The organism is Mesobacillus sp. LC4 (assembly GCF_053543455.1).
Window position 1 is genome coordinate 150335 of the sequence record NZ_JBGCUB010000002.1, and the last position, 26099, is coordinate 176433.

Below are 26099 nucleotides of genomic sequence, written 5' to 3' on the forward strand. Positions count from 1 at the left end.
TTTCTTTGTATGATCCTGATGTATTTCGTTATCTTAGTTTAGACATTTTGCGCAGCACTTACTTATGAATGGGACTGCATGATTTCCGTTCAATCATCCTTGCCGGGATGGTGACCCTTTTTGGCAAGTCGTCCGGATTTTTGATGATTTCTATTAAACAGTTAGCCGCTTCAAAACCTAACTGGAAGATGTCGATGTTGACAGAAGTCAGCTGCGGCTTCATATGTTCCGTAAGTGGTACATCATTGAAGCTGACAATCGAGATTTCTTCTGGCACCTTGATATTCAATTCCTCCGAATAACTCATCAGCTCAATGGCGGTAAAATCGTCTGCCACTACGAGCGCAGTAGGTGGCTCATGAGAGGAAAGGAACTTCATGATACCTTGTTTTCCTTCAGATTTTAAGCACTGCTCATGGATTACATACTTTTCATCATATTGGATGTCCGCTTCATGGAGGGCTTGTTTATACCCCTCTAACCGGTCAATTGTAAAAACGTGCTCGAGGTTAACACCGATAAAAGCAATTTTTTGATGACCGAGTTTAATCAAATAATCAGTAACCTGTTTGGTGATATAAATATTGTCATTATCGACAAAGGTGATCCGCTCAGCGTTCATACTTGGGCGGCCTATGACCGTAAACGGAAACTTACGCTCCAGCAAGTAGTCCATGATTTTGTCATCCGTTTTCGAATACAGGAGGATGATGCCATCAACCCTGCGGCCCTGCACCATCGAGACAACCTGCTGGAAGATCTCCTCGTCTGTGATGCCAGTCGTTAAATAGACTCCGAATTGATGTTCATGGGCCTTCATGCTGATGCCCCTGATGACCTCTGGGAAAAATGGGTTCTGCAACGCTTGGGTAGCTGAATTCGGCATAACGATACCGATTGTCTCCGTACTTCTTACCACCAGGCTCCGTGCTTGAAAGTTCGGGTGGTAGCCCAGTTTCTCCATCACCTTCCGGACACGCTTCTTCGTCCCTTCATTGATATGAGGGTGATCGGCAATCACCCTGGAAACGGTAGATGGTGACACACCGGCTGCCTTCGCTACATCTTTTATTGTGACTGCCATTGGTCGTCTCTCCTATAGTATCGATTATTTTACCGAGCCTTCTGAAACTCCCTTGATGATTTGCTTTTGAAGGAAGAAGTAAATAATGATGACTGGAATGATCGCGATCGTCAGTCCTGCCAATGCGAGATGCCATTGTTTAGTATATTCCCCAAAGAAGAAGAACATCTTAAGCGGAATTGTTTCCATTCCCGGCTTATTGATGACAAGGGAAGGAAGCAGGTAATCGTTCCAAATCCAGATGATGTTCAGGATGGCCACTGTGACGGAAACCGGTTTTAGCATTGGGAAGATGATGTGCCAGAAAATCTGGAATCGGTTTGCACCATCGATCGTTGCTGCTTCATCAAGCGATTTCGGAATTCCGCTCAATGTCCCGTGGTAAAGGAAAATCGACAAGCTTGCGCCAAAACCAAGGTACATGAAAATCAGTCCGCCCCGGTTGAGCATTTCGAGTTTACCGAAAATCGACACCAAAGGAATCATGACGGATTGAAACGGGATGAGCATCGCCGCTACAAACAGCATGAAAATGATCCCGCTTGTTTTGCCGCCGCGTCTGGAAAGGGCATAGGCTGCCATTGATGAAAAAATGATGATGACAGCTACAGCCAGCACCGTGATCAAGACAGAGTTAAAAAAGGTTTTAATAAAATCCAAACGCTCAAAAGCTACCGTGTAATTCTCAAACGAAAAAACATCCGGGAGTTTTAACGTATCCTCAAACATTTCACGTTTTGTCTTGAACGAGTTGACGATCATCAAGTAAAACGGGGAAAGCCAGATCAGGGCAAGGATGATGCCGAGAATCTCAAGAATGATTCTGCTCTGCTTCTTCTTTTTCATTACATCTCGACCTCCCGTTTTTTATTGATATAAACCTGTGTTAGAGAAATAGCTGCAACAATCAAGAAGAAAATGACCGCTTTAGCCTGTGCGAAGGCCATCGCGTTTTCCACAAATGCGGTTTTGAATATTTCCATTGCAACCATCTGTGTGGAATTGTAGGGCCCGCCGCCGGTTAAGCTCAGGTTCTGGTCGTAAAGCTTGAATGAGTTGGAAAGGGTCAGGAACAAGCTGACGGTGAATGCAGGCATGACCAGCGGGAACGTGACGTGATAAAAACGCTGGAAGCTGTTCGCTCCATCAATTTCTGCTGCTTCAAGCAATTCCTGCGGCACACCTTCAAGGAAGGAAATATAGATGACCATGATGTAACCAGCCATCTGCCAGCTCATCAAGATCGCCATCGCCCAAAAGCCTGTTGTCTCAGTGGAGAGCCATCCCTCTAAAGCCTCAACGCCAATCAGTTCACCGACGCTCGCGAATACCTTTGTAAAAATGAACTGCCAGATGAAGCCTAAAATCAAGCCGCCAATCAGGTTCGGCATGAAGAAAATTGTTCTCAGGATATTGTTTGTCTTGAATTTTTGCGTGACAAGCAATGCAAGCGAAAGGCCAAAGAAGTTGATCAGGAACACAGAAACAACAGTGAACTTCGTTGTGAACCATAATGCATCTCTGAATTCTTTCTCAGCAAAAAGCGCTTTATAATGTTCAAGGCCTACAAATGAAGGTGTTCTGATCCCGTTCCAGTCAGTAAATGAGTAGTACACGCCAAATGCCAGTGGCAAAATGACCACGAGAGCAAGTGCAAGTAGAGCTGGAGCCAGGAAAAGCCAGTACCAGAGATTTCGGTTGCGCATCTGTAAATCCTCCTATTTTAATGAGTCAGAAATTCTAGTGTAAAAGGAGCCTTTATACATGCCCCTTGTCGCTGCAGAAGAATTATGAAAAAACCGCCAGCAGGGCTTTTTCATAATTCCACATAAAGCAGCGGTTGTTTCACAGAAAAAAGATAGGAAACAAAACAGCCGCAGCCGTTCTGTTTCCTTCTCTAGTCAAAGCTTATTACTTACGAGCTTCTGCCCATGCTTTGGAAGACTCTTCAACTAATTCGTCCCAAGTCATTTCGCCGCTCACATATTTCTGGATATTGATGCCAAGCTTTTCTTGTCCCCAACCAGTTGGGTAACCCATGAAAGTCCATGCCAAAGTTTTGCCAGCTGAAGAGTATTCATAGATTTCTTTTGCAAGTGGATCAGAGATCTTGCCAGCGTCATATCCTTCATAAGCAGGGATGAATTTGAAGTCTTCGATTACTGCTGTTTTACCTTCTTCAGAAGTGTATAGCCAGTCTAAGAATTCCTTTGCTGCTGCTACTTCTTTTTCGTCCTTGTTGCTGTTTACAGCCCAGTACATAGGCACGCCAACCGGGATTGAATCTTCTTTGTAGCCTTCAACCGGAATTGGAAGGATCCCTACGCCGCTGTTAGCAAGCTCTTCGTCGATACCAGCGATTGAACCTGATACCCAGTTACCTTGCTGGATGATTGCCGCTTTGCCAGTAGAGAACAACTCTTCAACCTGCTTAGCATAGTCAAGGCTTACAGTAGGCTGGTCAGAGTATTTGTTTTGCAGGTCGAGAATCTTCTTGAATGCATCACCGTGTTCAAAAGTAACTTCCTTTGATTCGAAAGCGTTGATCACGTTCTGGTCAAATTCAGGTGCAAGGAACACGTTTGAAAGGTGAAGTCCTGTAACCCAAGTTTCTTTTGCGGGAAGAGCAAATACAGATGTCAGGCCAAGATCTTTCTTCTTGCTGTCAAGAGTCTTAACAGCTTCTTCTAATGCGCTGTAGCTAGTGATGCTCTTTGGATCGATACCCGCTTTTTCAAAAATGTCCTTGTTATAAATGAAGCCATAGCCTTCCTGGTTGTAAGGAAGTCCAAGTACTTTGTTATCTTTTGTTACGCCTTCGAGAGTTCCGCTAAGAGCCGCTTTTGCAGCTGCTGTATCAGAAAGGTCTGCTAGTTTATCTTCCCAGTCTGCAACGTCCTGCGGTCCGCCTACATTGTAGATGGTAGGCTCATTGCCTGAAGCGAACTTGGATTTAAGTGCAGCACCGTAATCTTCGCCGCCGCCTACAGTTGTGATGTTGATATCCACATCTTTATTAGCTTCTTCATAAGCTTTTGCGATGTCTTCGAATTGATCCTTGAACTCAACCTTGAATTGGAAAATGTCGACGGTTACTTTGTCTCCATCTTTTCCACCTTCGCCAGATGTCTTGTCATCGCCTGATGAACATCCTGCAAGACCTCCGCCAATCAGAAGTCCAAGAGAAAGAACGGCTGGAAATAGCTTTTTTGCTTTCATTGTTGAGATACCCCCAAATATTTATATTTTTTTGCATGCAACCACACGCGTTCCGAAAGCGTTTGCATATTTTTGCGTAAAACTCTAGCTGGGATTGGATTTATACAACACCTTTAAAACGCTTACATATAGGAGGTGGAAATGTATGAAACCTTGATATAAATGGTTTCAGTGCATTTCACACGTATATGCACCTTCATATGCAAACGATTGCAGCTTCGGATTCATAATAGCATATGAGTTTTGCAATGACAATATGAAAGTTTTTAAGATATTTAAATTTATAGATTATTAGTACCAGGCTGAAACTGGAAGGTGGATGGGGTGGAAATTAGTATATACACGTATTAGTTGCTGTCGAGAGTTTGAAGGTCTATCATGATTGTTAATACTGAAAAATAATGACTGAAGGTGAAGAAATGATTAAGTGCATTGCGACAGATATGGATGGGACATTATTGACTGCTACCCAGCAGATCACTGCGGAGAACCGCGAAGCGATTTTAAAAGCAAAGGAAAAAGGAGTCGAAGTCGTGGTCGCCACAGGGCGTTCCTTCCAGGAGGCAAGATTCGTTTTGGAAGAATCCGGCCTTAAGCTGCCGATGATTTGTGTGAATGGGGCAGAAGTTCGTTCCGGGGGTGGCGAAATTGTTGCCTCGAGTCCATTGGACAAGGCTTTAGCCCGACAGGCAGCACTAAGGCTTGTAGAGAGTGGCGTATATTTCGAGGTTTACACAAACAAAGGTACATATACCGAAGATGAGGATAAGGCGATCTCCATCATCGTTGATATTTTTTCAACCGCTAACCCAGAAGTGCCGATAGAAAAAATCGCTGAAGCAGCGGAAGAAAGGCTGCATAAAGGACTGATCACGAAGATCGAACATTATGATCAGTTATTTGAGGATGACCAATATGAAATATACAAGCTGCTCGCTTTTTCGCTGGATGATGACAAGCTTGCTGCTGCAAGGAATGGCCTGAAGGAAATCACCGGGCTTGCGATCAGTTCATCCGGCAGTGAGAATATCGAGATTACCAGTCTGGACGCTCAAAAAGGGATTGCCCTGGAAAAATTCGTCTCATCAAGAGGGATTACAATGGAAGAAACAATGGCACTTGGAGATAACTTCAATGATGTGTCGATGCTGAAAAAAGTCGGCAAACCAGTCGCGATGGGCAATGCCGCACAGGAAATCAAGGCTTTATGCGGTGAAGTGACATTGACAAATGAAGAAAGCGGCGTAGGAAAAGCAATCATGAAGGTGTTGGAAGACTGAGTGAAAGAAAGCAGCGTAGGTGGAAGACTGACTGAAAAAAGCGTCTGAAAATTGATGTGCGACAATGAGAGAAAGGACTGATGTCATGAAAAGTGTCTTGTATGTGTTGCTGGCATTGCTGATGGTAATTACGGGCTGTTCAGGCGGCGGCAGTGAAACGAAGCCTGCAAGTGATGTTGATCAGAAACCGGAAGGGAAAGAGGCGGTTGCCCAGGCAGACCAGCTTGAGGTGATCGCTGAAAATCTGGAAGTCCCATGGTCCATCAATAAAATCGGTGAGACATTTTACTTGAGTGAACGCCCGGGTTCGATTGTAAAAGTGGAGGGCGGCAGCACAGAGCGACAGAAGGTTTCTTTTAAAAAGGAATTATCCCAGGCAGCAGAAGCTGGATTTCTTGGCTTTGTGCTCGCTCCTGACTTCGAGCAGTCCAACAAGGCATTTGCCTATTACACATATGAGAATGGCACCGGTCAGTTTAATCGGATTGTCGAACTGGCTTTGAAAAATGATGAGTGGGTAGAAGGCAAGCTGCTCCTCGATAACATCCCGAGCGGACGCTTCCATCATGGCGGCAGGCTGAAAATCGGTCCCGCTGGAATGCTTTACGCTACAGCAGGCGATGCGGTGACCACACCTGAAATCGCTCAGGATTTAGGTTCGCTAGGTGGAAAAATCCTCCGGCTGAATCTGGATGGATCGGTTCCCGCTGATAATCCAATTGAAGGTTCCTACGTATACAGCTATGGACACCGCAACCCGCAGGGACTGGCCTGGTCAGAGGATGGGACGCTATACGCCAGCGAGCACGGCCCGTCCGCACATGATGAAATCAATCTGATTGAGGCAGGAAACAACTATGGCTGGCCGGAGATAACCGGCGACGACATAAAGCAGGGTATGGAGTCACCGATTTTCCATTCAGGGAGCGATACATGGGCACCGTCAGGAATGGCAGCACACGACGGAAAGCTGTACGTCGCTACATTGAGAGGCAATGCGCTGCGTGAATTTGACCCTGCGGCGAAAACGACAAGAGAAGTAGTCACAGGAATCGGCCGAATCCGCGATGTCATCGTTGAAGGTGACGATCTGTATTTTATCAGCAATAATACCGATGGCCGCGGCACCCCAAGTGAAGGTGATGACAAGCTTTATCGTGTAAAACTTGAGGATTTACGATAGAAATGGGGGAGGAGGGCCAGAAATGGTGCTCCTTTGCTGATTTCATAGGTTAAACAGAAAATAGGGACGCATTAAAAGCACCCATCTTTCATGTTTTATGCCACAAAAATTATTTATTGGCGAAAATCCGATTTTATTGGCGGAGTTCACAATTTTATTGGCGAAAATCCGGTTTTATTGGCGATTTTCACAAGTTTATTGGCGAAAATTCATTTTTATTGGCGAGTTGGAAATTATCGATGATTTTTTCCAATTCCCAAAACAAAAAACCGAGCACCCACGCTCGGTTTAATTTTTGCTGCTATTCGGACCAGCCAATCCATGCATGATGAATAGGATTGTCCGCTCTGTTTCTGCTTCATCATCCCACTCGGCCTCAGGCATGATCATATACCTCGCAATCAAATAGCCAAATATGGATGAAAACGCCAACCTGAATACACTATATGGCGGAATCTCAATGATTTGGCCCTTTGATTGGTAATGCTCCACAAGTTTTTCAAACTGAGCGTATACTTTAAGGGCTATATGTTCTTTGAATAAATCCTTCAGTTCAGGATGGAAAGGGATTTCCTGCACTAAAATTTTGACTGTAGAAAGATTCTTGACCAAGAAATCCCGGCGGTTTTCGAGTATCGCTTTCAGGAAATCCCCAAAATGCTCATAGTCCTGATTCAGGACCTTCTTTAAATCTTTTATGAAAAAAGGTGCCACAAACTTAGCCATCACTGGAGCGACAATCGCTAGCAACAAATCCTTTTTTGTTTTATAATGCCTGAAAATCGTTCCTTCAGCGACCCCGGCCTTTTTGGCGATTTCGCTGGTAGATGTGGCGGAATAGCCTTTTTCGGCAAAAGACTCGATCGCAGATACCATAATTTTTTTCTGCTTTTCTGTCAGGTCTTCTCCGTCAATTACTTCATCTATTTTTAGCTCATGATCACTCATCGGTTACTCCTTTCGCCGCTGCTTAAACTGCGCGGTGTTTCCGCAATGCCAAAATATTCAGGAAGATGAATAAAGCGGAAAATCCAGCAAGCATCAGCATATTCCCATAGATGGCATCCCATCCGTATCCTCTTACCATAATATCACGCAATGCCTCGGCCGCATAATAGAGAGGCGTTATCGGTCCAAGCCAGCTCAGCCAATCTGAAATCGTATCGAGATTGATCAGTCCAGAGAAGAAGAATTGCGGCACGATGATGATCGGGATGAATTGAATCATCTGGAACTCATTGTTCGCAAACGCGGAAAGCAGTGTACCGAGCGTCAGCGCTGTCATCGACAGCATTAAGGTGATCAGCAATACATAGATAAAGGATCCTTCCATCAGCATTCCGAGAACATAGATGGCATACCAAGCAATCAGCGTTGCCTGCAGCATCGTGAAAAGCCCGAAGCCGACTACATAGCCAACGACGATTTCCCATTTCCTTAAGGGGCTTGAAAGTAATTTTTCGAGAGTACCGCTTGTTCTTTCTCGTAAAAAAGAGATTCCGGATATGATGAAGACAAAGAAGAATGCGAAGAAACCTAATAGGACCGGTCCGAAATAATCAAACTGTCCCATATCTTCTGAGCCGTGGAGATAATCGACAGCCAGATCTCCCTGTGACGGCGTCAATGGCTTCGTTGCCTGCTGGAACCACTTCATAACCGCACCATTAACTGATGGATCGCTTCCTTCTAAAACAATTTTATCTATGATAGGGCCATTAAAGGTGATATATCCATCAATTTCTCTGACTAAAGCATCCTCTTTTGCCATTTTTGCAGAGTCGTATTCTTTAACTGTGGCATCGGCCAGATCGAGCTTCTCCATAACAACAGCAGGAGCATCCACAAAACCGACCTTTGGAATATAGTTTTCACCGTTAAAAACAAGATGGAGCATTGTCAGGATCAGGAGTGGGGCGACAAGCATCATTGCAAGGGTTCTTTTATCTCTCAGGAATTGCCTGATGATCCTGATCACTAAAGCTCTAATTCTCATGCTGGACACCTCCGTATGCTAAAAATGCTTCCTCGACGCTGGCAGAACCAGTCTGTTCCTTCAATTCTGCAGGAGTGCCGACCGCGATCAAACGGCCATCTCGTATCAGTCCCAATCTGTCGCATTTTTCCGCTTCGTCCATGACATGTGTTGTGACAATCAGCGTCTTTCCCTCTGCCTTCAAATCATTGAAGCCTGACCAAATACTCTGGCGCAGAACAGGGTCGATTCCGACAGTCGGTTCATCAAGGATCAATAGCTCTGGCTCATGCAGCAGTGCGGATGCGAGCGATAAGCGGCGTTTCATGCCGCCAGAATAATTGGTTACCAGTTTGTTCAGATGATCAGATAAGTCGACAAGCTGCATCACTTCTAAAATGCGTTTTTTCCGGTGCGCGCCTTTCAGACCGAACAAAGAAGAAAAGAATTCGAGGTTTTCCTTCGCTGATAATTCGGTATAAAGCGCGTCCGATTGAGCCATGTAGCCAATTCTTTCAATCAGCTTCAGTGAAGGCATTTTTTCGCCAAATAGATAATTTTCCCCTTCACTTGGCGTTTCCAGACCGACGAGCTGCCGAACAAGAGTCGTTTTTCCTGCTCCTGAAGGGCCGAGCAGGCCAAAGATTTCCCCGCTCTCAATCTCTAGATTGATATTTTCTAGCACCGTATGTTTGCCATAGCGTTTACTTACATTTTTGATTGATACAATCATGGGCTTTTCACCATCCTTTTAAAAGTGAGTAATCACTCACTAAAAGCATAACACCAATATCTTGTTTTGTATAGTGAGTAATCACTCATAAAAGTTAACGAAAAACGACAAAAAAACCCTCAATTTTGAGGGCTTACAAAATCTCGATCTTTAAGGAGTTCACCTGGCTGACCAATAGCTCTTCATATTCCTTTTCAGCTGTGAAAAGGATTTCTTGTTCTCCTGCTTTAGGATTTTCCTTTTTAACTTTTTCGATTAAGTCGTTCTGAACCTTTTGTGTCAGGACAATCCGCGCATATTGCTGCTGCTGGATGCTCCAAAACTTTTCTTCGCCAAACTGTGTAATCAGTGTCTTTGCAGCATCTGAGCTGCTGTATTGGGTGCGGACTTTTTCAATGGCGCTGTTTACTTCCTCATCTGTTGCCTCATGTCCTTTTTCCAGGCCAAGCATCGCCATCGCCCTCAGCCTGATGATTTGCGTCAATAGCTGATTTTTATCCTGATTCAGTTTCTCCTGGTTATCCCAATAAGCCAATGCTTCATCCAGTTTTTCTCCGGTATATTTCTCCCGGTCAGTTTCGCGATTGATTTCAATATAAAGTTTATTGATGAACTGGTAAAATTCCAGGTCTTCTTCTGTTATCCATTCACCATTGAGGGAAGCGACACCCTCCGCTTTTTTCACATTCATATTAACGACTTCTTCTTGTTTGGCTCCGTCCTTTTCAAGAGTGAAGGCTGCTTCCCATTCTCCTGCCATTGAAAATTCGGCATTACCTGAATAGACACCATCAGAAAGTTCTTCCAGTTCAACATCAATCGTTCCATGATCCATGCTGCCCATCGCAAACTCAGCGACAATATGAAGCCCTTTTGCAGCTGCTCCGTCTTCCGTTACCTTGATTTCAAAGTTTGACTCTTTCCCGTTTGCAAAAACTGGTTCTTTGGTGATTTCAAGCTTCCAATCCGGCTCCTGGCTGCACCCTGCTAAAAAGGTCACCAACATTAAGAACAAAGATACAAATAGCTTTTTCATTTTTCCATGCCTCCTAATTCCTGAATTCTTAAAAAATCATCGACTGTATATTTCGTCATTTCTCCTTTATCTAAAAAAGCTACATGTGTGCAGATTTGTTTGATTTCCTCTAAATGATGGGAAGAGAGCAGGATGGTTTTCCCAGACAAAGAGTTGAGGACCTTTAAAATTTCCTTGCGTCCCATTGGGTCGATTCCGCTTGTAGGTTCATCAAGAATCAAAATGTCGGAATCCTGATAAAGGGTGATGGCGAGCCCAAGCCTCTGAAGCATGCCTTTCGAATAGCCCTTGATGGCCCGGTCTCGGTCTTCCCAAAGTCCCACGGACGTTAAAATCTGCTCGATTTTTTCTGTATCCACTTTTCCATTGCCAGCCTGGGCAAAGAAAACAATATTTTCATAGCCTGTCAAAGAGGGGTATAACATGAATTTTTCCGGCAAATAGGCAATCTCGTTTTTCCAGCGTTTATGTCTTTTGCGCGCCTTGCCATTAACAAGTATTTCGCCTTTCTTGATGGGAATCAGTCCCAGCAAACTATTGATAAATGTAGATTTGCCAGCTCCGTTTCTTCCAACGAGGGCACATACTTCATTTTTCTCGATAGAAAGGCTGATATTGTTCAAGATTTGGTTATTGCCGTACGATTGTGTCAAACCAGAAACGCTGATCATTCAAAACCCTCCTTACGATGCAATAGAACGGAACTGATAAATGTGGCTGCCATCCAGAAAATAAGGCTGGCTCCAAGAAAGGCACCCGGCGGCAGCCACATGAATGACTTCAAGAGACGCGACATGTGACCGAATGAGTAAATTCCTACACCTGTTTCAAGATACATCCTTACTGCCTGTATTGGATTCAAAAAGTAGGCGATGGAAAAGAGTTTTACATTGTCATAGGTCACACCCTGGATGGTCGATAGCAGGGCAAAGTCATGCAAGAAAAAGAAATAGAACCAGATGATGACGGCCATACCGGCAATCTGCATTCTTGACCTGCTGATACTGCCAATCAGGGCACCGATTTGCGTGAAAATCAGCGTAAGGACAGTGATAGAAACAACAAATACAAGATAAGTCCCGATATCAGTTTTAAAAAGAATTTTTAAAGGAATAAGGAATAAGAAAAACCAGATGATGACCGGTGCCAGAAGCACAATGTGCATCCCAAGGCTCTTTTTGGCAAGGAATGTCCAATAGCTCTCCTGTTTGGTCAAAAGCATGACAAGTGTTTTTTGCTCTTTTTCCTGGAAGATAGAGAAAGCGCCCATGAATAAGTAAAGGATCGGGATAAAATAGATCAGTGTATCGAACAGGTTGATCAGCAAGATATACAAACCCTGATCATAGGAAAGAGATGTTGATCTTACAAGCAGTAAAACAGAGACCAGTATGATTGTACCGATCGCTAGCCATAGCCCTTTTCCTCTTATATTTTCCTTCCATTCTTTCCAAATGAAGTGCATAGCCGTTTTCTCCTTTTTGCGCAGATGGCCGTTATGATGACGGCAAATACGATTATGACAGGCAGATAAGGTATTGGTTTTTGCCCGTTAACCAGGGGATACTGGTCCTCAAACATCGTTTTCTCATGGTCCAGCAGCCGGTTCAGTTTTTCATAGACTTTAATGGCCGGGCTTTTTAGGAAAAGGTAGACTAGCTCCTGATCCTCAATCAGTTCATAAAGGGAGGATTTGTAGACTGCCGGACTGTCACCCACGCCATCCTGGTCGAGATCAAGCAGAGGGAAGGACCTGCCCCAATCATTGCCGGTTCCTTCAAAGCTCCATTCATTCCTTCCAGTGCCGCCCAAGGTGATAGCTGGTATGGTGTTTTCTTCAATCGTATTTTCAGTGAAGACCTGTTCGTTTGAACTCGCCCATAGCTCGATCCCAATTTGGTTTTGTGAGAGATGGTTCGACCGAATCAGATTATCGGTAGATTGATCTATATATAACCCTCTTTGATTCATGTAGAAAGTGTTGTTCTCAATGTTATTTTCGTTCGCTGCTAATACTAGCAGCCCGAAAGAGCGATGTCCGTAGTTAAAGATGAACTGGTTATTTTCCAGCTTGAGTTGGTTGGAGTGCATGATCGCTGCCCCTCCTGTATTAAAGGTGAATATGTTGTTTTGAAATTCGTTGCGGTCTGAGTACATATAATGCAGACCGTAACGTGTTTTCGTAATTTTATTGTTTAAGGCTTTATTGTCATTTGCATAATCGAAAAACATTCCATCTCTTGTGCCTTCGATGTGATTGTTTTTTAATAGATTTCCATTGGAATAATAGACATGCAGGCCATTGCCCTGGGCCGCTATTTCTCCTTTGCCAAGACCTATTACTCTCACATTTTCAATCGTATTGTCATGTGCTTTGCTTAAGTAAATTCCGTGGAAGGATTGGTCAATCCTGATATTCCGGATGACGTTCCCATTTGTATATACCTTGATGGCTGCGTATTCTTCTGGGCTGTTTCGATCCATTCCGCTTTTTATGACTTTTAGGTCTGATATAGTGACACCAGGAGCACGAACAGAAATGACATTTCCATTGCCTTCTCCTTCAATGACAGTCCCGTTCTTTCCAATAAGTGAGAGCGGCTTATCAATCACAATATTTCCACTGTAAGTAGTGCTTTCAAGCTGAATGATTGCTCCGTCTTTGGCTGAATCAATGACGGCCTGCAAGTTTTCTGCTGCCGCCCCCTTATCCGGAAAGGAAATGGCGGAAAGGAGCAAGAGCAGCCAAAGGAATTTATTCATGGTCAACGATCCTTCCAAAGGGGAATGAGAATCAGGATGAATGCTGCTAATACTAAAAAGGAACCAGTGCCAAGGTAGCTGTTTGTAATAAAATTCGCGAGCGTATTCTCACCAATGATCGGTGGAACAAATGGGTCTACTTTTATCGGAGCGGTTGGGCTTAAATCTGTTCCAAAATCATGAAGCCAGCGGCGCAAATCCCAAACACCTAATAAACCTCCAATTGAAAATAGTCCGATCAGGAAATAAAGAACTATTTTCCTTCTGAGAATGGCTGTGATCATAGTTAGTAAGGCTAATCCGCCAATCAAGTATTTAAGATAGGTAAGCTCTGGAAAGTTTTCTTCGCTGAATCCTTTCATGCCAATGTAGTGGTTGAGCCCATTGACGATATCAATTTCTCCTTCCAGTTTGTCTGGATAGACAATGATATTCAAACCTTCTGGATATTGCGGAGCAAAGAATTCCATGCCCCACCAGGGAAAAAATAAGGAAGCGACAATCAATGCAGCAGCGGCTGCGATCAAACCGGAAGAAAGGATCGAGAGTTTTTTTCCAGCCAAGAGTATCACGCCTTTCTGTTAAAAAAATGAAAAGGTGGGAGGGTATCAACTTTAGAGGCTGATACCCTTCACCAGTTTTGCAATGAAATTAAGGTTTTACCAGGAAGTAACCGGTCATTTCCTGGTGCAGCGCTGAGCAGAAGTTCGTACAATAAATCGGGAATGTCCCTGCTTTATCTGCCGTGAATTCCACTGTATTCGTCTGTCCAGGCTGTACTTCAATATTCAAATCGTATCCATTGATGGCGAAGCCGTGGGTAATGTCTTGGTCAAAGTCGATATTTGTCAGGTGGATAAAGACTTTATCGCCTTTTTTGACTTCGATTTGGTCTGGCCGTTCCGCTTTTGCGTCAAAAATGAATTTCGAGCGCATGGCAATTCCGTAGACATGGACTTCATTGCCTTTCCGTTCGATGTGGGTTTCTTCCTGGCTGTAAACAGCATCAGGGTTCTTTTCATCCTTTGGATAAACGGTAATCGTTTTGATTTTATCTGCCTTGATCATCTGTGCGTAGTGCGGTTCAGGGTTGACCGGTGCAGACTGGATGACTTCCATTTTGTCGCCGCGCAGATCGATTAGCTGCATGGATTCAGGGTGGGAAGGACCCACGGATAGATAGCTGTCTTTCGCAATTTTGTTCAATGCAATGAGGTATTTTCCATCTGGTGCAACTGTATCTCCCTCAGCTGCGACAGAATGTCCAGGAGAGTACTGTACAGGCACGCGATCCAATGTTTCACCAGTCTTCGGATCCCATTTTACGATTTCAGATGAGATGAACATCGTTGTGTAGGCCATGCCTTGATCATCAAATTGAGTATGAAGCGGTCCAAGTGCGTTTTCCGGGTTCACTTCTTTTTCCATGACAGACTCGTATTTGATGATTGGAATCCCGTTCCGTTCTCCAGCGAATTCTTTGTTTTCAATTGCTTTGAATGCTTTTTCAAAAGAGAACACAGTCATTGCCGGTGCCAGCTTACCAGAGGCAATAAAATGCTTGCCGTCAGGAGTTACATCCACACCATGCGGCGATTTTGCGACTGGAACAAGGTACATGCCGCCTTTATGCTTTTCTGGGAAAATCATCTTCTGGCCGGTCACTTCATCATACTGTCCGTCCTTGACCATTTGCTCAAGCTCTTTCCAGTTGAACAGGACGATAAAGTCACGGTCTGCCTGGGAAGCATTGATCTCCAGATTGGTTGTTGCTTCTTCGGTGTTATAAGTGGTCATGACTGCCCAATCCTTGGATACCTTTTTCCCTGCATCTGAGAGGTCATAGGACCAAGGCGGAAGGGCGACCTGGTAGGCAATGTTCAATTTCTCATTTTTCTCATCGAAAGTGACAGCTGACATGACTCCGCGGTACTTTTCGCTATAGTCGTCAAGCGGTGCATACTCTCTTCCGATTGGCACTGCGAAACGGGTTGGCAGGAACATATATTCAGTGTTTTCTGTAACAAACGCTGCGCAGTGAGGACCGCTTGTATTCGGTACATCAATGATGTCCTTCACAGTGAATGTTTCAAGGTTCATGACGGCTGCGCGGCTGTTGCCGACATCAGTCGCAAACATGTATTTGCCGTCATAATCACCATCTGTTTCTGAAAATGCCGGGTGGTGAAGATCTCCCCAGGTATAGCCGCCCATCATTTCTTTGGAGTGTTTATCAAAGCCATATCCTGTTGCCGAATCCGGGCTGAATACCGGTACTGTCCTGATATGCCTCATGGATGGCACGCCATAAATAAACATCTGTCCTGAGTGTCCGCCTGATGCAAATAAGTAGTATTCATCCTTTTCACCGAACGGCACGTATACCTTTTCAGCATTCGTCTTGTTTTTGCTGTTGTCCGCGATCGCCTGGCCTGGATTCCCAGGAGAAAAATCAGCGAAGAAAACTGTTGCAGCCAGGAGCCCGGTTGCAAGTCCCGAGGCAATTGGTAACCATTTTTTCATCAACCTTGCACCACCTTAATTATTTTTTAGAAGCTTCTTCTAAAAGTTTGACTACTTCAGAAATCTCTTGTTCTGTTAGTGGATTTCCACCAATAACTCCTGACATGACCGCTGATGTAGGCTCTTTTAAGAACTGATCAATCGGTTTGCCGTGCTTTCCTTCAACATTTTCAAATGCCTTTGATAAGTCAGGTCCAGTCGCTCCGCCTGTCAAATTCAAGGAAGATACGGAGTGGCAGCTTAGGCAGCCTTTGGATTGTAAAATGTTTTTGTCTGCAGAAACTGTTTCAGCAGACGACTGATCATCCTTCTTCTCTTCTTTGATGTCATCCGCAGGCTTTGATTCCTCCGGCTTTTCGGAAGCGGTTTCATTAGTGGCTGTTTCATTACTGCCGCCAACAACAGCGAATGCAACGTAACCGAGTCCGAGGCCAATCAGGGCACTTATGATAAAACTGATTAAAGCTTTTTGCATGGACTTCATTACCCCCTTATTGAATGATTTCATTAACATCGTACATGGGGATGAGGGGTGAAAAGTGTGATGCAGTTCACATTACAAGAGGGGAATTGTGAAAGGTATTTGAACAGGATGTGTCTAAATTTTGAAGAGCTCAATATTCATGATCAGAAGAAGGGAGCATAAGAAACAAAGAGATGGGTATAGAAAATGAAACGTAAAAAAGGTTTTTATGGGGTATTAGTTGAATTTGTCTATGAATATCTTTAAAAAACAGTGTGATGCAGGAAGTGATTGTTTGTTTAAAGTGAAGAAAAGATTATTGTTGATTCTGGCTCCATTGCTATTGGTCAGTATCCTTTTCATCTATGATGCAAATTTAAATGTGTATACTACTAAAGAAGGTGGCACCCTGGTTTATAACAATAAAGAATTCCACACTGGGTATGACACTCATAATCAGTTTTATCTGAATGGAGAAAGAAATTTTGAGATTGATAAATTGATTGGCAAAACAGATAACAGCAGGTTTTTTGGATTTAAAGAATCTGTTTGGAGTATTAAGGGTGAATCTGCAAATGAAGTGGTGTTCGTAAAAGGCTTGATGATTGAGGGGGTCTACAAGCGCAAATAAAAAACCACCTTTAAAAGGTGGGGTACATCATGAAAACTTATAGGTCCAGAAGCGTTCATTATTGAGCCATGCTATTGTTTGTGAATCCTTTTCCTTCAGTTTGTCAGCCATTTCCTCGAGCATCAGTTCAGTCTGGGAGCGGTGTGCACGGATCGCATCAAGTTTGATGTCGGCGACAGCGCTGATATTATGCACGATATCTGGTTCCCCGAGCTCTTCTACACAATTGCGCGAGAATGCAACGCAATGCAGTTTCGGCCTGTCTGCTTCAGGGATTTTTTCCACAGCACGCACGACGGCTGCACCTGTCGCCTCGTGGTCCGGGTGGACGGAGTAGCCAGGGTAGAAGGTGATGACGAGTGAAGGATTCAACTCTGTGATCAATGAAGACATGAGGTTAGTCAGCTTGTTCTCATCTTCGAACTCAACTGTTTTGTCACGGAATCCAAGCATGCGCAGGTCATTGATCCCCATCGCGCGAGCAGCGTCCTTCAATTCTTTTTTACGGATTGCCGGGAGGGTTTCCCGGTTAGCGAATGGCGGATTCCCCATATTCCGTCCCATCTGGCCAAGTGTCAAACAGGCGTAAGTGACAGGCGTTCCCATGTTAATATGGGATGCGATTGTGCCGGAAACACCGAATGCCTCATCATCGGGATGAGGGAAGATAACAAGTACTTGCCTCTCTTTTTCCATTGTAAAATCTCTCCTTCCAGTAAGGCCTTTCAAACCTCTTATTCGAACGGCGTTTCGCTTATTTCAAGGGCGACAGCCAGCTTTCCGTTAAAGTCATGGCCGGCAAGCAGCAGCCTTCCTTTATCATCAATTTCGAAGTGTGTGATTCCTTCCGCATAAACCCAGCCAAAAGGGATCTTCAATCCTGTACGGAAAGGACCATCCCCAGTAATCTTTGCGCGTTCATAGATTAGCTTCGCATTGCGGATGTACGCGCCTGAGGAGAAGAATGATTCATTATTATGGGATGCGTACGCACCATTTGTCGTTTCTAGGTGTACATAGACTTCCTTGTCTTTAAAACGATCCAGGGCTTCCTGGACTTCTGATAAAATCACCGGATCCATCTTTGTTCCTCCTTCCAGGGCTTTGATGTTTTTCAGTTTATATTAGCCGAATGAATGGCCTTCTATGAAAAATGTCCAGTTTCAGCGCCTTGGCTAAAGTGCTTACACTTATCTTATAAAAATCAATAATATCTATATTACTAAAAAATCCTTCTAAAAGCGAAATGTACGCTCGAAACTTACGTTTGGTTTTTGATAATTATCATCAACATTGATTTTACAGGAAGTGTTTAATCAGGAAAGTAAATGGAAATAGTGAGGGAAAAGGAGGGAGCCTATGAATCACGCAAAGGCACTTTTGATAAAAGGCATCATGACATTTGCTGTTCTTCTTCTATTATTGGGGAGTTTTGCCGGGATAGGGGATATCCTTGTCATCACTCTCGTACTTGGGGCGATTTCATATCTCGCTGGTGACTTGTTCATTCTCCCGAAAACAAGCAACCTTACCGCATCTCTAGCCGATTTGGCTCTTTCGTTTCTCGTGATTTGGGGAATTGGATTGATGTTGTTTGAACAAACCGATGGCATTGTGTTCGCAGCGCTTTTTGCATCAGTATTAATCGCCTCAGGAGAATGGTTCTTCCATAGTTATATGGCTGATCGCGTTCTTCGCATTAATCGGAAGATATAATAGTTAACGGACATATCTCATAAGGAATTTCTAGAGAAGTGTCCGTTAGGAGGGCTCTATCGGACAAAACCGCGTAGAATCTCGAGAAAAATGTCCGTTAGAAGGACTCTATCGGACAAAAACACGTAGAATCTCTGGAAAAGTGTCCGTTAGAAGAACTCTATCGGACAAAACCGCGGAGAATCTCTGGAAAAGTGTCCGTTAGAAGAGCTCTATCGGACAAAACCGAGAGGAATTCGGAGAAAAGTGTCCATTAGAAGGTTCTAGTAGACAAATCATTCATTAACAGTAAAAGAGGCTGTCGGAAGCTCAAAATGATGAGCTCCGAAGACAGCCTCTTTTTGTTTTAGATTAGCTATATATTAAATGAAAAATTCACACTTAGACTAGTGTCCAGCTACAGCGCCTAGCCAGTTTTCATCCCGAGTTACCTCTTCGAGTATCTTGCGAGAAGCGTTAGCTTTGAGCAGCTCGAGTCGCTTGTCTAGTGTCGCCTCCTAGAAACTCCGAAACTTCAACTCCGTCGGCAGAAGCAAAAAGCGCTTCTTTGTCGGAGTCTCCAGTTTCTGCGTTTCTGGGCAATCGGCTATACTTTTCGATTTCGGTCCGCCCAATGAAGTCAAAGAGCGACTTCACTGGTCGGCCCTCCAGCGCTTGTCGGGGCAGACCAAGGCGCTTGCGCTTTTCTATTCCCCGCGGTTGCCGCCTGCGTACTTGTTGTAAGCGAGGTGTGCGGTTGGTCCTACATATTCATTCAATCTGAAGCCGTGCTTGATTGCTTCTGTGATGAATCCTTTCGCGACTTCCAATGCTTCAGGTACTGTTTTGCCTTTTGCCAGCTGTGCAGTGATGGCAGAAGCGAATGTGCAGCCTGCGCCGTGCGTGTAGCTTGTTTCGACTTTTTCAGATTCGAAAAGTCTGAAGTCTTTTCCATCGTAAAGCAGGTCTACTGCTTTTTCGTGGTTCAGCTTGTTTCCGCCCTTGATCATAACGTTCTTCGCGCCTAGGTCATGGATTTTTACTGCAGCTTCCTTCATGTCGTCGATTGAGCGGATTGGACCGGTTTGTGCCAGCTGCCATGCTTCGAATAGGTTCGGAGTGACAACTGTCGCTCTTGGAAGCAGCAATTCTCTCATGGCATCTGTGTTTTCAGGCATGAGCACTTCGTCTTCTCCTTTACATACCATAACAGGATCGATAACCACCCTGTCCAACTTATGTTCATCGATTTTGCGTGCAGCCAGCTCAATGATTTCAACCGTTCCGAGCATCCCTGTCTTCATTGCATCTATTCCAACGGAAAGGATCGTTTCAAGCTGCTTTTCTACAAGCTCAACTGGCTGTGGGAAAACTTCATGATGCCAGTGATTTTTAGGATCCATAGTCACAACCGTTGTAAGAGCAGTCATTCCATAAACGCCCAGTTCCTGAAAGGTCTTAAGGTCAGCCTGGATGCCAGCGCCGCCGCTTGTATCGGAACCTGCGATTGTTAACACCTTTTTCAAACTCATCAAAACTACCTCCATTTTAAGAATGGCGAATGCCTTGTCAGGACAAGCCTTCACCTTCATCACTTTCTTATGATTATACCAATTCTATAGATTTAGACAAAGAATTGATTTTGACAGCTGATTATATGGTTAAAATTAACTTTTGACGAATTTGTGGCATTATGGCATTGACGTGATGAAAGTTACTGAGGGAAAAAATAAATTGATTTACAGTTGACTATGTGAAAATTGACCCACTAAACATTTTTCGTAAATAAAAAATCTCAAATTAAGAGTTTGTTTAAAAAATAGACAATTTTCATCTATATTTTTGTAACAATTGAAACGGTTACAACCAGCAGATTTCCAGTACATTAAAGGCATAGGGGTATTATCACTTTTTGCATAGTGGAATGTTTTTTATATAAGGTTCTTAGTTTCACAAGAGAGCACAATAGCAGCTTGCAAGATTCATAACAGTCTTTCATCCCATCGCACAAATGATGGGGGAAGAAGTCGTTAGTCGCAGCGGAGCCCGCAGATGAAGTACCAGATAAGGGGTGAAGAACATGATCAAGAAAGGCTGTCCTGAAGAATATCCGATCAGCCTGAAGCTGAATGGATATGAAATAGCCGTATTCCAGCTGACAAATCAGGATTTGGAAGACTGGGTATATGGCTACCTTTTTTCAGAAGGTTTGATTGATGGGCCGGAGGATGTTGTCAGCGTCCAATTCAATGAAAAGACCGGCACATTGGATGTAGCATTATGCAATTCTTTTGATCCGGAGCAGATGTTTTCGAAAAAGAAGCATTATACTGCAGGCTGCGGCCGGGGAGTGACCTTCTTTTCGATGACGGATGTCAAGAAGTTCAATAAAGTGAATTCCGATGAAACTTATTCGCTGACATATTTGTTGAAAAAACGCGCGGAATTCGCGCAAAATTCGCCGCTGTACCTGGAAACAGGCGGCATGCACGGTGCCTGTATCATCCTTGAGGATGGAAGCATCGAGGTCAGGGAGGATATCGGCAGGCATAATGCCGTCGATAAGATTATTGGCCACGCAATTCGAAAGCGTTTGCAGCCTGACCGGCTTGTCCTTTTGACGACCGGAAGGGTTTCATATGAAATGCTCTCAAAAGCTGCAAAATTTGGTTTTGCCGTCATTGGCTCACGAACTGCGGCCACAAAGCAGGCCATCCAGCTGGCACGCTTTCTCAACATTGAAGTCGTTGGCTACTTGCGGGGAAAAATGGCGACTGTCTATACATCTGCCAAGAGGATCAATGATGACCTGAACCCTCCGGCTGCCTCTGAGGATTTACTTGAAAGGGGGGAAGCCCAGCAAGTACTGAATTGACAACACCTGTGGGATTAGGGATGTTCTAAGCAACTATTGGGAAGGAGAGAGAGAAATGGTTGAAATCAACCTGAATCGCCGGCAGTTCTTGAAGCTGTCAGGAGCCACTGCGGCTACCCTGGCGGTTGTCGAGTTGGGCTTTAACGAAAAAGAGGTCCACGCTAAAACAAAAGAATTCAAGATTGCCAAAGCTACTGTAACACCAACCATTTGTGCATTCTGCGGTGTAGGATGCGGCATCTTGGTACACACAAAGGACAATACTGTGGTTTATACGGAAGGGGATCCGGATAGCCCAGTGAACGAAGGTACACTTTGCAGTAAAGGTACGACGATCAGACAAGTCTACACATCTGAAAAACGATTGACAAAACCACTATACCGTGCTCCTGGCAGCAACAAATGGGAAGAAAAAAGCTGGGACTGGATGTATGACACAATTGCGAAACGCACAAAGGAAACACGCGACAAAACATTCATTGAAAAAGAAAATGGCATGTTTGTCAATAAAACCGAAGCCATTGCGAGCTTAGGCGGAGCAGCTCTTGATAATGAAGAGACCTATCTGCTTGCGAAAATGATGAGAGGGCTTGGCGTCGTTTATCTCGAACACCAGGCACGAATATGACACAGTTCTACGGTTGCCGGTCTGGCACCTACAGTAGGGCGTGGAGCAATGACAAACCATTGGAGCGATCTGCAAAATACCGATTGTGCATTGATCATGGGCGGGAATCCTGCCGAGAATCATCCAATTTCTTTTAGATGGTTAACAAAAGCGAAAGAAAAAGGCGGCAAAATCATCTCTGTCGACCCTCGTTTCACGAGGACATCATCAAAGGCTGACGTTTATGCTTCGCTTCGTTCAGGAACGGATATTGCTTTCATGGGCGGAATGATCAACTATGCGATTGAGAACAATTTGTTCCACAAGGAGTATGTTGCTGAATATACAAATGCTTCCTATATCGTGAAGGAAGATTTCGATTTTAATGATGGCCTATTCAGTGGATATGATGAAGCCACACGCAAATATGATAAGACAAAATGGTCATTCGAAACGGATGAGGAAGGAAATCCACTCAAAGATAAAAGCCTTCAGCACCCTCGTTCAGTATTCCAGTTATTGAAAAAACATTACTCTCGCTATGATGTAGACACTGTCATTTCAGTAACAGGAACACCTAAAGATGATTATGTGAGGGTATGCAAGGAGTTCTGTTCAACAGGAAAGCCTGGCAAATCCGGAACCATCATGTACGCGATGGGAACAACGCAGCATACAGTTGGAACACAGAACGTCCGTGCATTCGGTATTATCCAGCTTTTATTAGGAAATATTGGCCTTCCTGGCGGCGGCATCAATGCGATGCGCGGCGAATCCAATGTACAGGGATCAACGGATTTCGCGCTATTGTACCACTTGCTTCCAGGATATATCGGTTCTCCGACAGCAATTCCAGAGCATGCAACTCTTGAAGGCTACAACAAAAAAGAAACACCGTCTGGCGGCTATTGGAGCAATAAGCCGAAATTCCTTACAAGCTTGCTGAAGGCATGGTACGGTCCGAACGCGACGAAGGAAAATGAATTCTGCTATCAGTACCTGCCAAAAGGAAATAAGAATTACTCGCATATCAATCTGTTCAATGCGATGTACAAAGGTGAGCTAGAGGGTGCTTTCCTCTTTGGTACCAACCCTGTGGTAGGCGGTCCGAACGCAGGAAAGGAACAGGAAGCTCTTGCAAACCTAAAATGGATGGTTGCAGTCGATTTATGGGAAACAGAAACATCCGCATTCTGGCAAAAAGAAGCGGGCAGTGACCCATCGAAGATCAACACTGAGGTATTCCTGCTTCCAGCAGCTGGATCATACGAAAAAGAAGGAAGTGTGTCCAACTCATCACGCTGGATGCAGTACCGCTGGAAAGCGATCGATCCTAAAGGGGAATCATTGGCAGACCTTGAAATCATCCATGTGCTGATGCAGAAAATAAAAGGCATGTATAAGAATGAGGGTTCACCAGCTGCGAAATCAATCAATGCCATTGACTGGAACTATGGTGACGGTCACCACCCGGATATCGACTTAGTGTGCAAAGAAATCAACGGATACGACCTTAAGACTGGCCAGCTGTTGAAAACATTCGGTGACTTGAAAGATGACGGTACGACAAGCAGCGGAAACTGGATTTATTCTGGTTTCTATCCTGAAGACGGAAAGAACCGCGCGAAAAACCGTGACAATAAGGACACTGGCGGCGGCAATTACCTGAACTGGGCATTCGCATGGCCTGCAAACCGTCGTATCTTGTACAACCGTGCATCCGCGGACCCAAGTGGAAAGCCATGGAGCAAGGATAAAGCGGTGATCTGGTGGGATACAGTCCAGAAAAAATGGGTCGGCCATGACGTTCCTGACTTTAAGCCGGTATTGTCACCATCCGAACCAGGCGGAACCAGTCCGTTCATCATGATCAATGGCGGTGCAGGAGGAGTGTTTGCGCCAACATTGAATGACGGTCCATTCCCAGAGCACTATGAACCATTTGAAAGCCCAGTCAAGAATGCTTTTTCAAGCCGTGAAATCAACCCGGCTATCGCGATTTTCGATGGCGAATTCAACCTTAAAGGCAAGAATGACAAGTACCCAATTGTCGGTACGACATACAGGGTGACTGAACATTGGCAGTCTGGCTCCATGACTCGTAACCAGGAATGGCTGTCAGAGCTGGTTGCTCACATGTTTGTTGAAATGAGCGAAGAACTTGCAAAGGAAAAAGGCATCAAAAACAAGGATAAGATCATTGTTTCATCCGCTCGTGGTGAAATCGAGGCATATGCAATGGTGACGAAGCGCTTCAAGCCTCATATGATGGACGGCAAGAAAGTACACCAGGTCGGCATGCCTTGGCACTTTGGCTACAAAGGATACGCAACAGGGGGAACAGCAAACCGCTTGACACCTCATATCGGGGATGCGAATACGACGATTCCTGAATATAAGGCATTCCTCTGTGATATAAGGAGGGCTGACTAATGGCGAAGGCGGAATATGTAAAATTTGTTGATGTGACCAAATGTGATGGCTGCCGTGCCTGTATGGTAGCGTGCAAAAACTGGAATGACCTCCCGGCAGAGCCGCAGGACTTCCTGGGCAGTATGCAGTCCCACGCAAATGTCACTGCGAATACATGGAATGTGCTGTCCTTCATCGAGCATGAGGATTCTAAAGGGAATCTGGACTATCTTTTCCGCCATTCTTCATGCTTCCACTGCTCAGAAGCAGCATGCGTAAAGGTTTGCCCGGAAGATGCCATGCATTACACAGATTTCGGAACAGTGGATGTCAACACGGATAAATGTGTCGGCTGCGGCTACTGCGTGCAGAACTGCCCATTCGATGTTGTCCAGCTGGCGACTTACAAAGACAAGAACGGTAAGGAATACAAGAAGGCACAGAAATGCACAATGTGCGTCGATCGTCTTGAGGAAGGCATGCAGCCAGCTTGTGTCACTACCTGCCATACAGACGCAATGGAATTCGGCACAAAAGAAGAAATGCTGAAGAAGGCTGAAAAGCGTCTGAGTGAAATCAAGGATAAGTATCCGAATGCGATGATTTACAATCCAGAAGGAGTCGGCGGTACGCATACCGTTTATGTACTGGCTGAAAAACCTTCTGTCTATGGACTGCCTGAAAAGCCAAAGGTTCCAACTTCAGCTGTTGTCTGGAAGGACTATGCACAGCCAATCGGCAAGATGATGCTTGGAGCGACAAGCATGGCGCTTGTAGGTGCATTCGTTTCCAACAAGTTATTCAATAAAGAAGGAAAAGGCCATGAAGAAGATGGAGGTGGCAGCCATGAGTAATACGCAGTATTCAGGTGTTAAGGTAAAGCGATTTTCGAAAGGCTTTGTAATCGCACATGCTGTGAACGCACTTTCATTCTTTGCCCTCTATATCACGGCCCTGCCAATGTATACAGAGTGGTTTGACTGGCTTTATCCAGTACTTGGCGGACCAGAAGGAGCGCGCCTGCTTCACAGGATTTTCGCGATCGCGTTCATCACGCCTACTTTCATCTGGCTGATCATGGATCCTAAGGGATTCCTTCGCTGGGGAAAAGAGCTCATAACTTGGAAAAAGAGAGATTTGCAGTTTTTCACTGAGTTCGTCAAAGAGCTATTTGGCTTTAAGTTCAAGCATGTGAAACAAACGTTCTTTAACGCTGGTGAAAAAATCAACTCAATCATCCAGATCCTTACAGCGATCCTGATCATCGGTTCAGGCTTCCCAATGTGGTTCCCGGATCTTTTCCCGAAAGCAGTCGTCCAATGGGCATATGTAGCTCATAACGTCGGTTTCGGTCTGGCAATCGCCGTAGTAGTCGGCCATATCTATCTTAGTGTCATCCACAAAAACTCAAGACCAGGATACACTGGCGTCATTACAGGTGAGGTACCTGCTGAATGGGCGAAGGACCACTATACAGAATGGTATGAAGAAGAAGTCAAGAAGGGGAATTTCCCTGATCTTGATAAAAACAAGAACAAGAAAAAAGGCGCGTAAAACATTAATAGAGGGAATGGTTGGCCTGAAAGGGGCTCCATTCCCTTCAAAATTTAGAATAATAGA

At 44.6% G+C, this 26099-nt stretch carries 26 protein-coding genes; 8 read left to right on the forward strand and 18 right to left on the reverse strand.

Features of this window, described 5'->3' with window-relative positions; genetic code table 11:
• Positions 1-58: 58 nt before the first annotated feature.
• The 4 genes from AB5I83_RS07405 to AB5I83_RS07420 all read right to left on the reverse strand — a co-directional run bounded on the left by AB5I83_RS07405 (position 59) and on the right by AB5I83_RS07420 (position 4303).
• Positions 59-1084 carry a LacI family DNA-binding transcriptional regulator gene (locus AB5I83_RS07405; RefSeq protein ID WP_448974163.1) on the reverse strand — a complete coding sequence of 342 codons (1026 nt, stop codon included), beginning with the start codon at positions 1082-1084 and terminating at the stop codon, positions 59-61.
• 24 nt (positions 1085-1108) lie between these two features.
• Positions 1109-1930, reverse strand: coding sequence for a carbohydrate ABC transporter permease (locus AB5I83_RS07410; RefSeq protein WP_448974165.1), 822 nt, complete (start codon positions 1928-1930; stop codon positions 1109-1111).
• Positions 1930-2790 (reverse strand): carbohydrate ABC transporter permease, encoded by an 861-nt coding sequence (locus tag AB5I83_RS07415; RefSeq protein WP_226086248.1) that lies wholly within the window; start codon positions 2788-2790, stop codon positions 1930-1932. Before AB5I83_RS07415 ends, AB5I83_RS07410 begins: the two co-directional genes overlap by 1 nt.
• A gap of 205 nt (positions 2791-2995) precedes the next feature.
• Positions 2996-4303: an ABC transporter substrate-binding protein gene (locus AB5I83_RS07420; protein ID WP_448974167.1), complete on the reverse strand. Its 1308-nt coding sequence runs from the start codon at positions 4301-4303 to the stop codon at positions 2996-2998.
• Positions 4304-4722: 419 nt separating this feature from the next.
• Between AB5I83_RS07420 and AB5I83_RS07425 the strand changes: the two genes are divergently transcribed.
• Together AB5I83_RS07425 and AB5I83_RS07430 are read left to right on the forward strand one after the other, a co-directional pair.
• A complete protein-coding gene (locus tag AB5I83_RS07425) occupies positions 4723-5583 on the forward strand; it encodes a Cof-type HAD-IIB family hydrolase (RefSeq protein WP_448974169.1) in 861 nt (286 codons plus the stop codon).
• Positions 5584-5668: 85 nt separating this feature from the next.
• Positions 5669-6766 carry a PQQ-dependent sugar dehydrogenase gene (locus tag AB5I83_RS07430; RefSeq protein WP_448975245.1) on the forward strand — a complete coding sequence of 366 codons (1098 nt, stop codon included), beginning with the start codon at positions 5669-5671 and terminating at the stop codon, positions 6764-6766.
• 288 nt (positions 6767-7054) lie between these two features.
• On the opposite strand, the gene AB5I83_RS07435 is transcribed toward AB5I83_RS07430, so the two are convergent.
• From AB5I83_RS07435 to AB5I83_RS07480, 10 genes are all read right to left on the reverse strand, one after another.
• Entirely contained in the window at positions 7055-7714 is a 660-nt protein-coding gene (locus AB5I83_RS07435; RefSeq protein WP_448974171.1) for a TetR/AcrR family transcriptional regulator, read from the reverse strand.
• A 22-nt stretch (positions 7715-7736) separates the two neighbouring features.
• Complete coding sequence (locus tag AB5I83_RS07440; RefSeq protein ID WP_448974173.1) at positions 7737-8762, reverse strand: ABC transporter permease; 1026 nt, start codon at positions 8760-8762, stop codon at positions 7737-7739.
• A complete protein-coding gene (locus AB5I83_RS07445; protein WP_448974175.1) occupies positions 8752-9474 on the reverse strand; it encodes an ABC transporter ATP-binding protein in 723 nt (240 codons plus the stop codon). The genes AB5I83_RS07440 and AB5I83_RS07445 overlap by 11 nt, the downstream gene beginning before the upstream one ends.
• A 133-nt stretch (positions 9475-9607) precedes the next feature.
• Entirely contained in the window at positions 9608-10510 is a 903-nt protein-coding gene (locus tag AB5I83_RS07450; RefSeq protein WP_448974177.1) for a FixH family protein, read from the reverse strand.
• On the reverse strand, positions 10507-11181 hold the full coding sequence (locus AB5I83_RS07455) for an ABC transporter ATP-binding protein (RefSeq protein WP_448974179.1): 675 nt from the start codon (positions 11179-11181) through the stop codon (positions 10507-10509). The genes AB5I83_RS07450 and AB5I83_RS07455 overlap by 4 nt, the downstream gene beginning before the upstream one ends.
• Positions 11178-11975 carry an ABC transporter permease gene (locus tag AB5I83_RS07460; RefSeq protein WP_448974181.1) on the reverse strand — a complete coding sequence of 266 codons (798 nt, stop codon included), beginning with the start codon at positions 11973-11975 and terminating at the stop codon, positions 11178-11180. The genes AB5I83_RS07455 and AB5I83_RS07460 overlap by 4 nt, the downstream gene beginning before the upstream one ends.
• Complete coding sequence (gene nosD, locus AB5I83_RS07465) at positions 11939-13273, reverse strand: nitrous oxide reductase family maturation protein NosD (RefSeq protein ID WP_448974183.1); 1335 nt, start codon at positions 13271-13273, stop codon at positions 11939-11941. Before nosD ends, AB5I83_RS07460 begins: the two co-directional genes overlap by 37 nt.
• Positions 13274-13275: 2 nt before the next feature.
• Positions 13276-13836 (reverse strand): hypothetical protein, encoded by a 561-nt coding sequence (locus AB5I83_RS07470; RefSeq protein WP_448974185.1) that lies wholly within the window; start codon positions 13834-13836, stop codon positions 13276-13278.
• An 88-nt stretch (positions 13837-13924) separates the two neighbouring features.
• Positions 13925-15796 carry a Sec-dependent nitrous-oxide reductase gene (nosZ, locus tag AB5I83_RS07475; RefSeq protein ID WP_448974187.1) on the reverse strand — a complete coding sequence of 624 codons (1872 nt, stop codon included), beginning with the start codon at positions 15794-15796 and terminating at the stop codon, positions 13925-13927.
• Between the two features lie 19 nt (positions 15797-15815).
• Positions 15816-16271, reverse strand: a complete 456-nt coding sequence (locus AB5I83_RS07480) for a cytochrome C (protein WP_448974189.1) — start codon at positions 16269-16271, stop codon at positions 15816-15818.
• A gap of 283 nt (positions 16272-16554) precedes the next feature.
• Between AB5I83_RS07480 and AB5I83_RS07485 the strand changes: the two genes are divergently transcribed.
• A complete protein-coding gene (locus AB5I83_RS07485; RefSeq protein WP_448974190.1) occupies positions 16555-16890 on the forward strand; it encodes a hypothetical protein in 336 nt (111 codons plus the stop codon).
• A 27-nt stretch (positions 16891-16917) separates the two neighbouring features.
• Here AB5I83_RS07485 and bshB2 read toward each other — a convergent pair whose 3' ends face one another.
• Together bshB2 and AB5I83_RS07495 are read right to left on the reverse strand one after the other, a co-directional pair.
• On the reverse strand, positions 16918-17586 hold the full coding sequence (gene bshB2, locus AB5I83_RS07490) for a bacillithiol biosynthesis deacetylase BshB2 (protein WP_448974192.1): 669 nt from the start codon (positions 17584-17586) through the stop codon (positions 16918-16920).
• A gap of 38 nt (positions 17587-17624) precedes the next feature.
• Positions 17625-17972, reverse strand: coding sequence for a YojF family protein (locus AB5I83_RS07495; protein WP_448974194.1), 348 nt, complete (start codon positions 17970-17972; stop codon positions 17625-17627).
• A gap of 277 nt (positions 17973-18249) precedes the next feature.
• Here AB5I83_RS07495 and AB5I83_RS07500 point away from each other — a divergent pair, with 277 nt between their 5' ends.
• Positions 18250-18606: a DUF2512 family protein gene (locus AB5I83_RS07500; RefSeq protein WP_448974196.1), complete on the forward strand. Its 357-nt coding sequence runs from the start codon at positions 18250-18252 to the stop codon at positions 18604-18606.
• A 456-nt stretch (positions 18607-19062) separates the two neighbouring features.
• Here AB5I83_RS07500 and AB5I83_RS07505 read toward each other — a convergent pair whose 3' ends face one another.
• Both AB5I83_RS07505 and pdxK read right to left on the reverse strand, forming a co-directional pair.
• Positions 19063-19242, reverse strand: a complete 180-nt coding sequence (locus tag AB5I83_RS07505) for a hypothetical protein (RefSeq protein WP_448974198.1) — start codon at positions 19240-19242, stop codon at positions 19063-19065.
• Positions 19243-19292: 50 nt separating this feature from the next.
• Complete coding sequence (gene pdxK, locus AB5I83_RS07510) at positions 19293-20117, reverse strand: pyridoxine/pyridoxal/pyridoxamine kinase (protein ID WP_448974200.1); 825 nt, start codon at positions 20115-20117, stop codon at positions 19293-19295.
• 548 nt (positions 20118-20665) lie between these two features.
• Here pdxK and fdhD point away from each other — a divergent pair.
• The 4 genes from fdhD (at position 20666) to AB5I83_RS07530 (ending at position 26033) form a co-directional block, all read left to right on the forward strand.
• Complete coding sequence (fdhD, locus tag AB5I83_RS07515) at positions 20666-21460, forward strand: formate dehydrogenase accessory sulfurtransferase FdhD (RefSeq protein WP_448974202.1); 795 nt, start codon at positions 20666-20668, stop codon at positions 21458-21460.
• A gap of 64 nt (positions 21461-21524) precedes the next feature.
• Complete coding sequence (fdnG, locus tag AB5I83_RS07520; protein WP_448975247.1) at positions 21525-24500, forward strand: formate dehydrogenase-N subunit alpha; 2976 nt, start codon at positions 21525-21527, stop codon at positions 24498-24500.
• Entirely contained in the window at positions 24500-25333 is an 834-nt protein-coding gene (locus tag AB5I83_RS07525; protein ID WP_448974204.1) for a 4Fe-4S dicluster domain-containing protein, read from the forward strand. Before fdnG ends, AB5I83_RS07525 begins: the two co-directional genes overlap by 1 nt.
• A complete protein-coding gene (locus AB5I83_RS07530) occupies positions 25302-26033 on the forward strand; it encodes a formate dehydrogenase subunit gamma (protein WP_448974206.1) in 732 nt (243 codons plus the stop codon). The genes AB5I83_RS07525 and AB5I83_RS07530 overlap by 32 nt, the downstream gene beginning before the upstream one ends.
• Positions 26034-26099: the final 66 nt, after the last annotated feature.

What these genes read in the sequence shown, in the direction of transcription:
- AB5I83_RS07405 (WP_448974163.1), bottom strand. Translation starts at nt 1,084, where the DNA reads ATGGCAGTCACAATAAAAGATGTAGCGAAGGCAGCCGGTGTGTCACCA.
- AB5I83_RS07410 (WP_448974165.1), bottom strand. Translation starts at nt 1,930, where the DNA reads ATGAAAAAGAAGAAGCAGAGCAGAATCATTCTTGAGATTCTCGGCATC.
- AB5I83_RS07415 (WP_226086248.1), bottom strand. Translation starts at nt 2,790, where the DNA reads ATGCGCAACCGAAATCTCTGGTACTGGCTTTTCCTGGCTCCAGCTCTA.
- AB5I83_RS07420 (WP_448974167.1), bottom strand. Translation starts at nt 4,303, where the DNA reads ATGAAAGCAAAAAAGCTATTTCCAGCCGTTCTTTCTCTTGGACTTCTG.
- AB5I83_RS07425 (WP_448974169.1), top strand. Translation starts at nt 4,723, where the DNA reads ATGATTAAGTGCATTGCGACAGATATGGATGGGACATTATTGACTGCT.
- AB5I83_RS07430 (WP_448975245.1), top strand. Translation starts at nt 5,669, where the DNA reads ATGAAAAGTGTCTTGTATGTGTTGCTGGCATTGCTGATGGTAATTACG.
- AB5I83_RS07435 (WP_448974171.1), bottom strand. Translation starts at nt 7,714, where the DNA reads ATGAGTGATCATGAGCTAAAAATAGATGAAGTAATTGACGGAGAAGAC.
- AB5I83_RS07440 (WP_448974173.1), bottom strand. Translation starts at nt 8,762, where the DNA reads ATGAGAATTAGAGCTTTAGTGATCAGGATCATCAGGCAATTCCTGAGA.
- AB5I83_RS07445 (WP_448974175.1), bottom strand. Translation starts at nt 9,474, where the DNA reads ATGATTGTATCAATCAAAAATGTAAGTAAACGCTATGGCAAACATACG.
- AB5I83_RS07450 (WP_448974177.1), bottom strand. Translation starts at nt 10,510, where the DNA reads ATGAAAAAGCTATTTGTATCTTTGTTCTTAATGTTGGTGACCTTTTTA.
- AB5I83_RS07455 (WP_448974179.1), bottom strand. Translation starts at nt 11,181, where the DNA reads ATGATCAGCGTTTCTGGTTTGACACAATCGTACGGCAATAACCAAATC.
- AB5I83_RS07460 (WP_448974181.1), bottom strand. Translation starts at nt 11,975, where the DNA reads ATGCACTTCATTTGGAAAGAATGGAAGGAAAATATAAGAGGAAAAGGG.
- nosD (WP_448974183.1), bottom strand. Translation starts at nt 13,273, where the DNA reads ATGAATAAATTCCTTTGGCTGCTCTTGCTCCTTTCCGCCATTTCCTTT.
- nosZ (WP_448974187.1), bottom strand. Translation starts at nt 15,796, where the DNA reads ATGAAAAAATGGTTACCAATTGCCTCGGGACTTGCAACCGGGCTCCTG.
- AB5I83_RS07480 (WP_448974189.1), bottom strand. Translation starts at nt 16,271, where the DNA reads ATGCAAAAAGCTTTAATCAGTTTTATCATAAGTGCCCTGATTGGCCTC.
- bshB2 (WP_448974192.1), bottom strand. Translation starts at nt 17,586, where the DNA reads ATGGAAAAAGAGAGGCAAGTACTTGTTATCTTCCCTCATCCCGATGAT.
- AB5I83_RS07495 (WP_448974194.1), bottom strand. Translation starts at nt 17,972, where the DNA reads ATGGATCCGGTGATTTTATCAGAAGTCCAGGAAGCCCTGGATCGTTTT.
- AB5I83_RS07500 (WP_448974196.1), top strand. Translation starts at nt 18,250, where the DNA reads ATGAATCACGCAAAGGCACTTTTGATAAAAGGCATCATGACATTTGCT.
- pdxK (WP_448974200.1), bottom strand. Translation starts at nt 20,117, where the DNA reads ATGAGTTTGAAAAAGGTGTTAACAATCGCAGGTTCCGATACAAGCGGC.
- fdhD (WP_448974202.1), top strand. Translation starts at nt 20,666, where the DNA reads ATGATCAAGAAAGGCTGTCCTGAAGAATATCCGATCAGCCTGAAGCTG.
- AB5I83_RS07525 (WP_448974204.1), top strand. Translation starts at nt 24,500, where the DNA reads ATGGCGAAGGCGGAATATGTAAAATTTGTTGATGTGACCAAATGTGAT.
- AB5I83_RS07530 (WP_448974206.1), top strand. Translation starts at nt 25,302, where the DNA reads ATGAAGAAGATGGAGGTGGCAGCCATGAGTAATACGCAGTATTCAGGT.